Annotated in this window: 11 protein-coding genes; 10 read left to right on the top strand and 1 reads right to left on the bottom strand. The window is 37.2% G+C overall.

Annotated features, from left to right (window positions below; translation table 11 throughout):
* The 10 genes from E0946_RS06595 to manA form a co-directional block, all read left to right on the top strand.
* On the top strand, positions 1-1,098 hold a 1,098-nt coding region (locus E0946_RS06595), incomplete at its 5' end, for a T9SS-dependent choice-of-anchor J family protein (RefSeq protein ID WP_133201683.1).
* Positions 1,099-1,497: 399 nt separating this feature from the next.
* Positions 1,498-2,922, top strand: coding sequence for a tRNA lysidine(34) synthetase TilS (gene tilS, locus E0946_RS06600; RefSeq protein WP_133201684.1), 1,425 nt, complete (start codon positions 1,498-1,500; stop codon positions 2,920-2,922).
* A complete protein-coding gene (gene hpt, locus E0946_RS06605; RefSeq protein ID WP_133201685.1) occupies positions 2,919-3,464 on the top strand; it encodes a hypoxanthine phosphoribosyltransferase in 546 nt (181 codons plus the stop codon). The genes tilS and hpt overlap by 4 nt, the downstream gene beginning before the upstream one ends.
* The gene (ftsH, locus tag E0946_RS06610; protein WP_277997833.1) at positions 3,461-5,719 is read left to right on the top strand and encodes an ATP-dependent zinc metalloprotease FtsH; all 2,259 of its coding nucleotides are present in this window, start codon (positions 3,461-3,463) and stop codon (positions 5,717-5,719) included. The genes hpt and ftsH overlap by 4 nt, the downstream gene beginning before the upstream one ends.
* Before the next feature lie 74 nt (positions 5,720-5,793).
* Positions 5,794-7,101 (top strand): MFS transporter, encoded by a 1,308-nt coding sequence (locus tag E0946_RS06615; RefSeq protein WP_133201686.1) that lies wholly within the window; start codon positions 5,794-5,796, stop codon positions 7,099-7,101.
* Positions 7,101-7,790: a purine nucleoside phosphorylase YfiH/LACC1 family protein gene (locus tag E0946_RS06620; protein ID WP_133201687.1), complete on the top strand. Its 690-nt coding sequence runs from the start codon at positions 7,101-7,103 to the stop codon at positions 7,788-7,790. Before E0946_RS06615 ends, E0946_RS06620 begins: the two co-directional genes overlap by 1 nt.
* Positions 7,783-9,069, top strand: a complete 1,287-nt coding sequence (locus tag E0946_RS06625) for a FapA family protein (protein WP_133201688.1) — start codon at positions 7,783-7,785, stop codon at positions 9,067-9,069. Before E0946_RS06620 ends, E0946_RS06625 begins: the two co-directional genes overlap by 8 nt.
* 10 nt (positions 9,070-9,079) lie before the next feature.
* Positions 9,080-12,211 carry a S41 family peptidase gene (locus E0946_RS06630; RefSeq protein ID WP_133201689.1) on the top strand — a complete coding sequence of 1,044 codons (3,132 nt, stop codon included), beginning with the start codon at positions 9,080-9,082 and terminating at the stop codon, positions 12,209-12,211.
* A 107-nt stretch (positions 12,212-12,318) separates the two neighbouring features.
* Entirely contained in the window at positions 12,319-13,188 is an 870-nt protein-coding gene (locus E0946_RS06635) for a tetratricopeptide repeat protein (protein WP_133201690.1), read from the top strand.
* Positions 13,189-13,197: 9 nt separating this feature from the next.
* Positions 13,198-14,388, top strand: coding sequence for a mannose-6-phosphate isomerase, class I (gene manA / locus E0946_RS06640; protein WP_133201691.1), 1,191 nt, complete (start codon positions 13,198-13,200; stop codon positions 14,386-14,388).
* On the opposite strand, the gene E0946_RS06645 is transcribed toward manA, so the two are convergent.
* Positions 14,389-15,978, bottom strand: coding sequence for a thrombospondin type 3 repeat-containing protein (locus tag E0946_RS06645; RefSeq protein WP_133201692.1), 1,590 nt, complete (start codon positions 15,976-15,978; stop codon positions 14,389-14,391).
* Between the last annotated feature and the right edge of the window lie 69 nt (positions 15,979-16,047).

The raw sequence follows: 16,047 nt of genomic DNA on the forward strand, positions 1-16,047 counted from the left end.
ATTGAGGTAGGAACCGTAATTGGAACGGTTAAGAATCAACAGAATGCACCTATAATGGGAGCAACAGTAACCTGTGGGGATGTTACAGCTACTACTAATGCCAGTGGTGCTTATAGTATGCAGGTACCTGCCGGAACTCATAGTGTAACCGCCAGTGCACCATGCTATGATTCAGTTACTGAGGATAATGTGGTAGTGGTAAATAATCAGACTACTACGGTGAATTTCATACTTCCTCCCAGCAGTACCAACATTATACTGGAGGATAGTTTTGAGACCTATGAGAACTTTGCTCTGACCTTTGCACCCTGGACCTGTGTTGATGTAGACCAGAGTGGAACTTGGGGCATAGAAAATGTAAGCTTCCCCAATTGCTTCTCACCTATGGCATACATCATCTTTGTGCCCTCAGCTACAACTCCTCCGATTAGTACTCCAGATGTAACTCATACTGGTACTAAAGTAGCAGCTTCTTTTGCTGCAACTACTCCTCCTAATAATGACTGGTTGATTACCCCGCTACTGCATCGTCCTGCTCAGATAACCTTCTGGGCACGCTCTTATGTGTCCACTTATGGTCTGGAAAGATTTAAAGTAGGTGTCTCTACCACGGGAACCAATCCGAGCGATTTCACCATCATCAGTGGACCTAACTATATAGAAGCACCGGTATCTTGGACGGAATATACCTATGAAATTGAGGGACAACCTGAAAATGCATATATCGGAATTCAGTGTGTATCTCATGATGCCTTTATCTTCCTGTTAGATGATGTCACGGTTGAAGCTACTCCTTTAGCAGATCCCAATGTTCCTGTTCTGGCAACAGAGCTGCAGGGTAATTATCCCAATCCTTTCAATCCGGAGACCACTATTCGCTACAGTGTGAAAGAGACCAGTCCTGTCACCATAGAGGTTTATAACCTTAAGGGGCAGCTGGTTCGTACACTGGTGAATGAGGTCAAGATAGCAGGTAATTATTCAGTAATCTGGAACGGAAGAGACAGTCATAATCAACCTGTATCCAGCGGAGTCTATTTCTATAAGATGAATGCTGGTAAATACAGCAGCACCAAAAAAATGATAATGATGAAATAGTATCCCAAAATCATAAAATACCATAACTCCCTTAATGGTAAGGGTTGTTATGTGGTATAAATATATAAGGGCACGATGAGATTATCGTGCCCTTATTTTTAGCAGTAGCAGAATAATAAGAAGTGGGGCAAAGAATTTCTTTGGGATGTAGCTATTTAATTTTTATAATACTAAGACTTGATACGGCTATGGAGTATAAAAACTATATCAATTTATATAAGTAGCCATTTAACTAAAGGTGATAAATTAATATATTAGTTTAAGCTTATGATTTCAGGGATTATGTAGTTTTGATATAGAACAGTAAAGGGTAAGAATTTTTTAAGTAGTAAAAGGGACTTGACAAGCAAGGGCTTATAAAAAATAATAATTTAATGAGGAAAAGTAAGAGGATTGGTAATGACCAAAAGAGAGCAAGGTATTACAAAACTTAGAAATTATGTGCGAGAAAAGAATCTTTTCTCTGCTGAAGCTAAGTTATTACTTGGAGTCTCTGGAGGTTCCGATTCCATAGCTTTATTATATCTTTTTTCTTTATTAAGATCTGAAATAGATATCACACTTTTAGCAGTGCATATAAATCATCAATTGAGAGGAGAAGAAAGTGAAGCTGATGCAGTGTTAGTGAGAGGTATATGTCAGAAATTAGGAGTTCCTCTAATAGTACGTAAGATAAATTTAACTGATAAATCTGAGAATCAAGCGAGACAGAAAAGGTTTGAAGCTTTTCAGCAAGTGTTAGATGCCTATCAATTTGACTATATTGTGACAGGTCATCACCGTAATGATCAGACAGAGACAATGTTGTTGAATCTTTTTAGGGGAGCCGGTTTAAGTGGCTTAGCTGGTCTTAGACCTCGTAGTGGTATAGTGTTGCATCCTTTACTTTGCTTTTCCAAAAAAGAATTGCAAGATTTATTGGTAGAAGCTCAAATTCCCTGGAGAGAAGATTCAAGTAATCAAGAGCTTAATTATAGAAGAAACTGGATTCGGCATACACTTTTACCTCTTTTAGAGCAAGAAATTAACCCTCAAATCTCCACCAGTTTAGGAACTCAAGCTGAGATTTTTGCCGATGCCGAAGATATGATTTTAAAAAGAATGAAGTCCTTACTAAAAAAGGTAGTATTAGATGAGGATAATAGTAAAGTTATTCTTTCTCTACCCCCACTAATACATTTTAGTAAATTAGAGCAGTATTACATTATAAGGGAAGTAATTGTAGAAATAAGTGGAAGTAGGCGTGACTTTTTTGCTCATAATTTTGAAAATATCAGGAAGTTATTTGCAGCTGAAGGTAGTAAAAAGGTCAGTTTGAATAATGGATTAGAAGTAGTTAAAGAATATGATAAATTAATCATAAAGTTTTCAGAAGAGCCCAAACCCGTTCCTGAGCCAATAGTTGTGGAAGAAGATCGTTCACGAGTAGTTTGGGGTGATTATAGATTTAGTTTTAAGTTATTGAAAGTGCTGCCCAATCGTTTTAGTAATGATCCTTTGACAGTATGCCTTGATGCAGATAAAGTAAAATATCCTTTTGTAATTCGTAGTCGTAAACCTGGTGATAGATTTATGCCATTGGGTATGAATCAGATAGTTAAGTTAAAAGACTTTCTAATAAATTGTAAGGTGCCCAAATCTGAACGGGATTACATTCCAATCTTTGATGATGGAGAAAAAATTTTCTGGGTAACAGGTAAAAGATTGGATCAGAGAGTGGCAATTGATGATAATAGTACTCGTTTTTTGCATATAACTGCAGAAAAGATACAAGATAAGCAGCTTAGACCTGCAAATCGTAGCAGAACAGGAGAGAAAAAATGAATAAAATGAACTGTGATCTTGCAGCTTTGCTTTTTGATGAATTTCGCATCCAGTCCAGGGTGCGGGAAATTGGAATGCAAATCACTCAAGAATATAAAGATAAAGTCCCCATTCTGGTGGGAATATTAAAAGGCGGATTTATGTTTCTTGCCGATTTATGCCGGAGCATCTCTATTCCTGTGGAATTGGATTTTCTTGCTATTTCAAGTTATGGGAAAGAGGCTTCCAGTTCTGGAGTTGTAAAGATTCGGAAGGATATTGATCTTGACATAACGGGTAGAGATGTTATAATTGTTGAAGATATTGTAGATACTGGTTTGTCTTTACAATATATAAAAGAATATTTATCTAAACATTCACCAGCAACTTTGAAAACATGTGTATTGTTGGATAAGCCAGCAGCGCATAAAATAGATGTGAGTTTTGATTATGTAGGATTTGAAATAGGTAATGAATTTATAGTAGGTTATGGATTAGATTATAATGAGCAATACCGGAATTTACCTTATTTAGGAATATTGAAGGAAGAATTATATAAATGAAATATATCAGTCTAATACTAATATTATTAATGAGTTATGCAGGTTTAAGTGCTGCGAATACAGTTAACACTCCTGCTCAACCCATGGACCAGTCTTCTCAAGAAGCGGTAATGCAAGAATTTTCGCAACTATTGAAATGGTTTGTTATCGCCTTAATAATCATTTCGGTGATTAGTTTAATACGCATCTTCCGGTTAAGACATAAAATGAATGCTGGAAAGAAGCAACAGCCACCTCAAAGTAGACCATACCAAACTCGTCGTAATGTTAAACCTGGGGCTCCTAAATCTCAGCGTCAAAATATGCCTCCGGGGCGTCCGACTCAAACACCAATCTCTTTTACTTTTATAATAATTATGGTAATGCTGGGGTTAATGCTACTTTTCAGTTGGTTGGGAGGACGGGAACAAATAATTGAAGCCAGCTACACCGAGTTCACTGCTCAATTAGCTCAGGGCGAAATCAAATCTGTTACTTTCACCGATCAGGATATGATTTATACTACTCTATCGGGGAAAAAATATCATACTTTATTACCTCCATTAGAAGATCCGAATTTAATGCCTCAATTACTGGAAAACAAGGTTGAGATAAATACCAAGAAACCCTCTCATTGGGCAAGCATTCTATCCTATTTACTTCCGCTGGTTCTTCTTCTGGTATTTTGGTGGCTTTTGATGCGGGGAGTAAGTAATCAAAATACTCAGGCATTTAGCTTTAGTAAAAGTAAAGCAAGATTGCACCAGGGTGATCGAACTACCGTAACCTTCAAAGATGTGGCAGGAGTAGATGAAGCAAAAGAAGAATTGCAAGAGATAGTGGATTATCTGAAAGAACCACGTAAATTCCAGAGAATAGGAGCTCGTATTCCTCGTGGTGTTTTACTCGTAGGACGTCCAGGAACAGGTAAAACTCTACTTGCACGAGCAGTTGCAGGAGAAGCTGGAGTTCCCTTTTATAGTATCAGTGGCTCTGACTTTGTAGAAATGTTTGTGGGAGTCGGTGCAGCAAGAGTAAGAGACCTATTTGACCAAGCCAAGAAAAATGCTCCCTGCATTACTTTTATTGATGAGATAGATGCAGTTGGAAGACATCGTGGTTCAGGTTTGGGTGGAGGTCATGATGAACGCGAGCAAACGCTTAATCAGCTTCTTGTTGAAATGGATGGTTTTGAAATCAATGATTCAGTAATAATAATTGCCGCTACTAATCGTCCGGACATTTTAGATCCTGCATTATTGCGCCCTGGTCGTTTTGATCGTCAAGTAACGGTTGATTTACCAGATATTAAGGGACGAACTGAGATTTTGAAAGTGCATGCTTCCAAATTGCCTCTTGCTCCTGATGTGAATCTGGAAGTTATCGCTCGGGGCACTCCTGGTTTTAGTGGTGCAGAGTTAGCTAATATCGTTAATGAAGCAGCACTTCTGGCAGCACGTCAGGGTAAGCAACTAATTGATATGGAAGATTTTGAGGAAGCAAAAGATAAGCTAATTTTAGGAAAGGAAAAGAAGAGCAGAGTAATCCCAGAAGAGGATAAAAAACTCACAGCTGTTCATGAAATAGGTCATGTTTTGACCTCTGTATTTCAGGAAACTACGGAACCTGTGCATAAAGTATCCATTATTCCCAGAGGTTTTTCTGCTGGAGCTACTCATTTTCTTCAAACAGATAGAATGAACTATTCCCGGAAGTATCTGGAAGAGACTATGGTAGAGCTTTTAGGAGGACGTGCTGCGGAAGAAATAGTATTTGGAGAATTGACAACCGGTGCCAGTAATGACCTGGAAAGAGTTACCGAAATTGCCAAAAAGATGGTCTGTGTGTGGGGTATGAGTGATGCCTTTGGACCTATGACAATTGGCAAAGATCAAACTGAAGTTTTTCTGGGTAAAGAATTAGTGGAAAGAGATGTTCATAGCAATGAAACTGCTCAATTAGTAGATAGTGAAATTAGAGGCTTTATTTATCGTGCCTATGATCGTGCGCTGAATATCTTACGGCGTCATATTGATATCCTGGAAAAAATGTCAGCTATTCTATTAGAAAAAGAAATTCTGGGCACAGACGAAATATTTGAGTTTCTGTTAGCAGAAGTGGAAGAGGATGAAAAAGATATCATAATGAAGAAGTATCAAAAAGCCAAAGAACTTCGTTTTGAACATAGTGTTAAACCTGTACCACCTGAAAATCCAGAGACTAAGGAACAACAAGAATCTGCGGCTCAAACTCCTCCTTCGGAACCTCAAGATTGAATCTTAAAAGCTATTATAGCTCCTAATTTATAACATCCTTAGGAGCATAATGGTTAATTATATCTGTTAAATACATGAGCAAGCTGAAAGAATTGTTTATCTCCTTAACGGTGCGTAATTACAGACTGTTCTTTATGGGACAGCTTATTTCTTTAATTGGTACCTGGGTACAGCGAACTGCTATGAGCTGGTATGTTTACAGATTGACTCATTCTCCTTTTCTTCTTGGTGTGGTTGCCTTTTTAAGTATGATACCTGCTCTATTTATAAGTCCATTTGCTGGAGCTTGGGCTGATCGCTGGGATCGTAGGGAAACCTTAATCGGAACGCAAATCCTATTTATGTTACAGGCTTCTCTCCTGGCAGCAGGAGTGTTAACTGGTTTTATAAATGAGCTCCGTTGGTGGCCTCTCCTTGTTTTGGCATTGTTTCAGGGTTGTGTTGATGGTGTAGATGCTCCTTTTAGGCAAAATTTTGTGCTGGACTTAGTGGGGAAAAAGTCCTTGCTACCTAATGCTATTGCTACAAATTCTGCTATGTTTAATTCTGCCAGACTGCTGGGACCCTCTATTGGTGGGATAATGATAGTATTGGTGGGTGAAGGCATTTGTTTTTTAATAAATGCTCTTTCCTATCTGGCGGTTATAGGTTCTTTAATGGCAATTCGTATTCAATATCGTAAGCCTCCCGAAAGCAAAGAGAATATATTCGCTAAAATCAAAGAAGGATGGAGTTATTCCTGGCGCAATCTTCCCATTCGCTGGCTAATAGCAAATCTTGGTGTGTTTATGCTCTTTGCTATGTCTTATACTTCTGTTATTCCGGTGTTTGCCAGGGATGTCCTTAAGGGAAATGCTGGAACTCAGGGTCTTTTATTAACCTGTGCAGGTGTGGGCGCTTTAGCGAGTGCTATTTATATGGCAGGACGCAAAACAATCAAGGGTCTACCCTGGGTTTCTATTATGATGGGTTGTATTGGAAGTCTTGCATTAATAGGATTTTCGCAGAGTACCAACCTCTGGTTGAGTATGTTAATGATGGTCTTTGTAGGGATGGGATTGACCATTCAAATGGCGATAACTAACACTTTATTACAGACAATATCTTATCCCAGTATGCGAGGAAGAGTTCTAAGTGTTTATACTATGACCTTAAATTCTCTAACTCCTTTTGGAAGCTTATTACTTGGTTGGTTAACTCGGGAAATTGGACCTCGTTATGCCTTAACTATCTGTGCAGCAATTTGTTTACTATGGGTTTTAAGTGGGATTAAAATGGTTCCCAAAGTTTCCAAAAACATTCTAAGAATGCTGGTAAAGAATAAAAATACTGAACTCTATAGACCCATTACCGTTCATCCAGTATACTCAGAGACAGTATAATGAAAACTTTTGTGTTCTTTGGAGATAAACAATACGATTATAGAAGTCTAATGGCTAATCAAAAAGACTTTTATGTGGGTGATAGATTGATTTTAGCGAGTCAAAGCGTTATTGCAGAACAAGTAGCAAGCGATAAAGTATACCTATGTTCAAAGAAAGATAATGGTGCCGGTTTTGGTTCTCATTCTCAGATACAGGGTGTTGATGCTCTAATTACAGCAATTCCCAATCAATATCTTTTAATACGTACTGCAGATTGTTTCCCAATTTTGCTGGAAGATAAAAAACAGCGCGTGGTTGCTGCTGTGCATAGTGGAAGAGAGGGAACCCGATTAAATCTTGTAGGTAAGACCATAAACGCTCTGAAAGAAAAATTGGAGGTTATGGCTCAGGACTTAATTGCTTACATTGGTGCTGGAATTTGCGGGGAACATTATACTGTTGATGAGGGCACCTGGAGATTTTATAATGAGTGTATGGAACAACAAGGTTTTTTAATCGGGAAAGTTCCTTTTTGCCATATTGACCTTAGAGCAGGGATAACTCAGCAACTCCTTGCAGCTGGAGTCCCTTCTGATCAAATAGTTCATAAAAATACCTGCACATTTGAATCGCCTCTATATTTTTCTTATAGAAGGGATAAAACTGATAATCGCCAAATTAGCCTTATTGGACTTATAGATGAGTAAAATTCTGACAAATCCGGATGGGAATATTAAATTAGAGCTCAAAGATGATAAGCTCTCGGCCTGGTTAACCATTAAGAAAGACAATAAACTTATAGATGAAAAGGATATTCTGGACTTATTAGAACGAGCTGGAATTAAGAATGGTTTTGAAGAAGCACAAAGATATATGCGGAAGCATAGTATGGAAAAGGATTTTGACATTCCTTTCCCCATAGCTATGTGTTCCCGAGTGCAGGGTGAAACAAAACTTAACTATTATTTCAATCTGAATCAAGCAAAGCAGAGACAAAGAGAGATTCATTTAGATGACCTACCTAATCTCACCCGTATTGAAGAGGGCACTGTGATTGCTGATTATAACAATGATATCTTTGATCGTCAGGGCTCCATATATGACATTTACGGAGAAATGCTACCTGATGAAGAATTGGATTTACAGGCAGCTCAACAAATTGCAGGTGAGAATGTTACTTTTGATATAAATCGTCAACAATATTTAGCGAAATGTGCAGGGATTCCTCGCGTTGATGAGGAAGGTAGAATTTCTATTATAGATAAAGTTATTCTTAAGGAAGGCATATCTTATCCTGCTGAAATTATTAGAGCACCTATCTCTCTGGAAGTGGTTGGTGATATCATAGGCGCACAAATAGCTGTAGCAGGTAAACTAATTATTCAGGGGGATGTTGTGGATAGTAGAATAAGTTGTCAGGACAATATCCAGGTTCAAGGAGATATTAAGAACTGTGAGATCCCAGGTTTAGAGATTAAAGGCGATGTTCATTGCAAGAAGATTATATGTTCAAAGGTTCTATGTTATGGGGAATTGACTTTTACGGAACTGATTAAGGATAGCGAAATTATTGCTAATAATGGCATCTCTGGACCTTCTGGTTGGTTACAAGGAGGACATACGGAGTCAGGTGGGAATATTGAATTACAAAACTTAGGTGATCCTGAAGGGAAACTAACTGAAGTAGAAATTTCTATCAGTCCCTGGCATAAAGCTGCCCTAATGAAACTAACTCGTAAGATGATACAACTTAAAAAAAATCCACTCGCTAATGCTGCTGAAATAGAAATATTAAATGAAAGAATAGCTGCTTGCGAAGCTGAATTAGATAATGCTCTAAATGAGTTTCTCCAACGTCCTCCTGAAGATAAATTAAGAATCCGGGTTACTCAGGATGTTTTCCCTCCAGTTAATTTACGCATATTGAAAAATGAATATTTAATCAAGGATAAAAAGCCAAGTTTAGAAATTATAGAAATAGATTAAAGGATTAATAATGAAAAGGATAATGATTATAGTTTGTTTAGGGGTTATGATTATATCCTGCACTGCGCTAATTCCGGATTTTACCACCGATCCAGCCATTTCACCTGATGGTAATCAGATATGTTTTGTCTATGATGGAGACCTCTGGTTAGTTCCTTTCCAGGGAGGAAGTGCAAAAAGATTAACTGCCACAGAGGCAAAGGAATGGGGTCCAGCTTGGTCTCCAGATGGAAAACTGATAGCTTTTAACTCTGATCGGGACGGCAATGTTTTCCCTTATATTATTTCCGCAACAGGTGGTTCAGCGATTCCAGTCATAGAAGAGAGCTACACGGTATGCGATTGGTTTAATAATGGTCAGGAATTATTATGTACTCGTTCTACTCTGGAATTTGGCACTTCATTTTATAGACTTTCTCTTTCTGGAAAGAGACCTGAGTTAATTGCTGAGATTGGAGACCCATTTGCTTCTCTTTCTCCTGATAATTCCTGTCTTGTTTTTAACCGCTATGGTTATCCTTATAGAGAAGCTTATAAAGGAAGCCAGGCAGGAGAACTCTGGAAAATAGACCTTTCCTCTAAGACCTATACTCGTTTAACTTACACAGATTACACAGAGCGCTATCCTCGCTTTTCCTATGTAAATGATTATTTGTATTATTGTGCATCAGATGGAGAAAGATTCCAAATTTATCGGGTTACATCCCTGGATTTTTCTAAGGTTGAGCAAATTACTAATTTAACAGATTGGTCTGCCCGAGATATATCTATAGCCCGCCAGAATGATCGCCTTGTCTATGAATATTTTAATGAAATCTGGAACTGGGATCCAGAAACCGGGATTGCTGCTCAAGTTCCAATCCTCATTGACGAGGATATGTGGATTCCAGACCTACATCAAGAAGTAGTATATAACAATATTGAAGATTTTGCTATCTCTTCGGATGAATTGCTGGTGGGTTTCACCTATAAATATGATGCTTTTTTTATGCCTCGTAAAGGTGGTAAAGTTGTCCAGATAGATAATGGTCAGACTGCTATTGGAGATATGGATTTTTTAGACGATAACCGCACTTTGGTCCTTATCAGAATGGATAAGGGGATAGATAAACTTTATAAAGTTAGATGTGATAGTCTTTTGCAGGTAACTCCTATAGATTGGTTTGGTGCAGATAGTTTGGATGTTGAAGGTTTATATAAAGATCCTTCTGGTAAATGGGTTATTTTTTATGGCGACAAATTGATGAGTGGTAGAATAGCAGTAGCCGATTCAAACTTATATAATATCCGCCCTATCAATAATTCTCGCGCTGCTCTCAATATTTTTGCCATAAATAGCAGTGGTGATTATGGAATCTATGCGACTACCAGAGAAGATGTTTGGATTAGAGAGTTATGGCTTTATGACTTTAATACCCAAGAAAGTAAAAAGATTATGAACGATGATGCCTGGACTCGTTCAATGCTCTGGACTCCTGATAATAAATCAATTCTTATGAGTAGAAATAATGGAATCTTTCGTCTGGATTTAGCACCTCGGGATGAGTTTGAATACGAAGTTGATAACTGGAAAGAAATCCTTAATCCCCAAGTTACGTCTAAAGCTACCAAAACTGTAAATCAAGAAGAAAATAGAGATCAGGATTCTACTCCTTCTTCAACTGAAAAATTAGAAAAACAGGAGCTAAATATTGTCTGGGAAGGTATTGAGAAAAGATTGTATCCGATATTATCTGAATCAAACAGAATCCTTAGTCTCGGGAAAGTCATTGATGATAGCACCTTTTATTATCTATCTTATTCCCACGATAAAACCGCTTCTTATCAGCTTAAAAAGGCAAATATATACGGAAAGAATTCAAAAACCATTCAAAATTTAGGTCAAAATATAAGTAATCTTCGCTGGGTGGGAAATTCTCTTTATTTCTTAGAAAATGGCAAATTAAAAGCTTATAATCTTGATAAACATTCTATAAGTGAAGTAACTGCAAACTACGATTATAGTTTCAGTGAAAGTAAACTCAATCTGAGAGTGTTTGAACAGGTTTGGGGTGCATTTGGATTGAATTTTTATGATCCTAATATGCATGGTAAAAACTGGGAGGACTTGTTTAAACTTTATTATCCCTATGCAGAAAGAGCACGTTCTATAAGCGATATAGAGCAGATAGTAAATGAAATGATAGGTGATGTGAATGCATCTCATACGGGATTTTATCCTCGTCCTCAAAAGGTCAAACCTCGTCCTGCTCGCGCTTATCTTGGCTTAGAATTTGATTATAGCCAAGTTCTGGAGGAAGGCATCCCGATTAAAGTGGTTTATCCACAATCTCGCTTAGCTGATTATTATCATATTCAAAATGGTGATATTCTTTTAGCAATAGATGGAACTCTTATAACTCCTTATTCTTCTTTGGATAAACTTCTGGCAGGAAAAGCCGGTAAACTTATTAAATTATTAATTCTAAAAGAGGGTCAGAAAATTGAAGCGGAACTGAATGGACTAACCTGGTCAGAACAGCGAAAGCTATACTATGATTATAAAACAGAACAAAGTAAAAAGATTGTAAAAGAATTAACTCAAGACCGCATAGGTTATGTGCATATACCAGCGATGGGGAATAATGATTATGAAAATTTCCGCCGAGAAGTTTTCCGAGATAATGCAGATAAAGATGCGCTTATTATTGATGTAAGAGGCAATTCCGGAGGACACATACACGATAAACTCATCTCTATGCTTAATCAAAGATATTACGCTTATTCTACTTCCCGTCGTTATAGTGGAAAACTGAATCCTGAACCTCGTGGTATCTGGGCTAAGCCTACTATTTTACTTGTGGATGAACATTCTTTTTCCGACGGGGAGATATTTCCTACCGTGTATCAAGAATTAAAATTGGGGAAAATTGTGGGACAACCTACCAGTGGTTCAGTGATTGGAACCTGGGAGTTTAGATTGCTTGATGGATCTTCTATGCGGTTACCTGGTTCTGGATGGTATCGTCTGGATGGTACAAATATGGAAGGGAATGGAGTCCAACCCGATATAGTAGTAGAAAACAAACCTGAAGATATAATTGCAGGAAAAGATGCTCAACTACTAAGAGCTATTGAAGAGATATTGAAAGAACTTAATTGACTTCATTGGAGATAGTTCTTTTTTAATAATATAATTCAGGTGCTCAAAACTAAAATTTATTTAAAATATAATAAGAGATATAAAAATTAAAAGGATGGATTTAATCAATGGCGGCTGAAAAAGAATTGCAAAATCTTCTCCTGAGAGCAGAAGCTTTGATGAAGACTAACTGGATTTATGCTGTGCAATTACTTAATAAAGCAGCGGAAGAAAATCCAGAAGACCCACGTCCACTTATTGCTCTGGGAGATTTTTATCAGCAACGCCAGCTTTTTAACAAAGCCGTCAAATACTATCAATCCGCTCTGAAATTAAGTCCAGATGATGATAGATTGAAATTAATCATTGGTAATACTCTTTTTTCCGAGGGAGAGTATCAATTAGCGATTGTGTATTATGATGAGATAGAAGACCAAAATGTAGATGTCCGTTATAATAAAGCCTTGGCACTGGCATACTTGGGAAGAAACCGTGAAAGCATCAATATTATGCGTGACTTACTGGATTTAATAGATAATAATCCTTTTATTTATTTCCTTTTAATTGAGCAGTTAATGCATATAGAGGAGTATGAAGAGGCACAAACATACATTCGGAAGGCGGAAAAGAGAATCGGAGAGCACCGTCATCTTATTTTACTAAAAGCTCTTATTTATGCTCATTTTCAGAATTGGTTACTTGCCTATAATGCTTTTTACAACTATGAACAAAGTGGAGATATAGTTCAGAGTGAACACATTTATATCTATGCCGATTGTGCGGTAAAAAGTGGAATGTCCAATAGGGCTATCCAGATTCTGGAAAAAGGGCTTAATGATAATCCCTACTCAATTCCTTTATATGAAGAACTTATCCGTCTACTTATTCAGCAAAAACGTATTATAAAAGCTCGTTATTATATGCAGGAAGCCAAACATCACTTTAGCGTGCTCAGTCCCTTACTTCAATTGATGGATGCTCGTTTAAATAGAATGTAAAGTCAACCTATGCCAGTTTTTTTGCTTAGCAATCCGTTAAAACATTATGAATGGGGCTCACCTTATTATATTCCTCAGCTGCTTAAAATGGAACCTTATCCAGACAAGCCAGTAGCAGAAATGTGGATTGGTGCTCATCCAGCTGATTCATCTATCCTGAGTGAAGTTGAAGGTCAACCATCCTTACGAGAATACATCTTAAATCATCCAGTTGAAGCCTTGGGCAAAGCCAAGAATCTTTATAATGGCGAACTCTCTTTTCTGCTTAAAGTCTTAGCGGCAGAGAAGGCTCTTTCCATACAGGTTCATCCTTCTGCAGAAAAGGCAAAGGAAGGTTTCCTTCAGGAAAATAAGCGGGGTATACCACTTGATTCTCTTACCAGAAACTATCGTGACCCTCATCCTAAACCTGAATTGCTGTGTGCCCTTACCGAGTTCAAGGCTCTCTGTGGTTTCCGAAATCCAGATCAAATTGTCGCTAATTTCCGGGAGGTTAATTTAGATAAGTTATTCCCTTCTCTCTCAACTTTAGCGCAAAAACAAGATGAAGCCACCCTTAAAAACTTTACTCAAGAAGTTCTTAGCGTATCAGGCGAAAAATTAAACCAGTCTCTTAGGATATTAGAGCATTCACTTAATTTAAATAGAAGTCTACCGGAAGATGTGGTCTCAGCTTTTAACTTAATTCGGAAACACTTTAATGAAGATGCAGGATTGTTATCACCTCTTTATTTGAATACCTACACTCTCCATCCAGGAGAAGCTCTATTTTTAGAACCTGGAGTTATGCATAGCTATCTGCATGGAGCAGGAATTGAAATTATGGCTAATTCAGATAATGTCTTACGGGCAGGATTAACTCCCAAATATAAAGATATACCAGAAGTATTGAATACTCTGGTATATAAACCTTATGTGCAGAAGGTAATCTTACCTAAAAATATAGACGATATTTATTTTATATATTCTGTTCCTGTAAAGGAATTTGAACTCCAAAGCCTGCATATTATACCAGGACTAAACTTGAAATTACAGCTTCATAATATGCCTGTGATAATACTATGCTATCAGGGCGAAGTCACTATCCTGGAACATCAAAAAATTCTTTCTCCAGGGAAAGCAGCTTTTATCACTTCTGACATTTCTGAAATTACTCTCAGAGGTCAGGGTATTCTCTGGTTAGCAACTGTTCCTACTTGATTAAAACTGAAACTCTATCCCCAAAGACATTGATTCAATTATTTCATCATTTCCTTTAATCTTGCCATCCCTATTCAGGTCGCGATAATATTCGTTATAACGAAGAGCAAGATTAAAAGAGCTACTCAAGTTATAGACAATCTTTCCGCCAATTTCGGCATTTTCATTACGTAAGGTATCAAAACTGATATAATCTACATTAGATTGTCCATAAACAATTGAAGCTTCTTGTAATTTTGGTATTATATTAGGAATAACAGTTAATTCACCCCATAAGGATTTACCCTTGGTCTTGCTATCATTATACATATCCTGATAGGTAACTCTCAAATAGGCAAAGTTTCCCAGATTGGCTTTAAGACTGCCAAACCAGCCTAAACTGGAAGTGACGCCTGCTAATTCAGATTCTTTTGTTTTTAAAGAATAACAACGACGACCATTTTCACTTTCTATTGTAGTATATACCACCTGAGACCTTTGCTCATCATAAAGATGATTGAAAAATCCGGGAAGAAACTGGTCTTTGAAACTGCGGAATTCTAAATTTAAATTAAAGATTAAGAATCTGGCTGCAAATCCAGGGAAAATTATACCGCTACCATAATCTTCTATTTTTGCATATTCAGCATAATGACTTAATCCAAAACTCTTCTTATTTAAAATAGGTAGTTCATAATCTAATCCATAGATTGTTATCTCATTGCTTTGATCTATGGGCATAGCTTCATCAGGATATACTTGAGTATCAAACGGATAATTAGGATAATTATCGGCAATACCAGGGAATTCACTGTTCACATAAGGATTAAGTGAAGGATGATCTAATATAGAATTGCCGTTTAAGTCTATATCCATATTATCTGGTATGCCATCATTATCAGTGTCTAACCAGTAATAAGGATCATTGGGGAATTTATCGTAAACATCGGGATAGCCATCACCATCAGAATCTTCATATTTGCCATAAGGGTCTCTATCCATACCAATACTGGCACCTATCTTAAGGTTTTTAACTATAGGGATTCCAGTTGGTTTTAGGGGTTGTATATAAAGATGCCCACCAAGAATCTCATTTTTGGAAACATCATGAGTAAATACCTCAAAACCTGCTCCCAGTGACTTGAGATTGGTTCCAACATAAGCCCCAATAGGTTTAACATTAGGATAATGTAACATATTGGAGTATTCATCAAATATCAATCCGTGACCCATAGTATAATCATTTATACTTCCTACTTTAAAGTAAAAAGGATCCTGTCTTTGTGCAAATCTAAAATAGTAAAGTTTACTTAAGGCATCATCCCAGGAATCCCAATCCTCTTTACGAACATTACCGTTACTATCTATTAGTAAATCAATATCCAGTCCCAAACCAAATTTCCAAATAGTGATTTCTGGCTGAAAACGGAATTGAGTGTAATAAGTGCCATCAATGAGGATATTACCTAGGGTGCCACCTAAACCTAAAGCAGGAGAAGAAGGAGTGGATTCTCTACCTGTTTCTTCATCCATCATACCTTCATCGTTAAAACTCTGTGCAACTAATAAAAACGGGATAAGCAATAGAAAAATTAAACTGATCTTACGCATTTTACACTTCCTTGCTTTAATTTAATCGTTATACAAAATATATATTCTTAATTTATCAGTTCTGTCAAG

The organism is Candidatus Syntrophosphaera thermopropionivorans, assembly GCF_004353895.1.
GTDB classification, from domain to species: domain Bacteria; phylum Cloacimonadota; class Cloacimonadia; order Cloacimonadales; family Cloacimonadaceae; genus Syntrophosphaera; species Syntrophosphaera thermopropionivorans.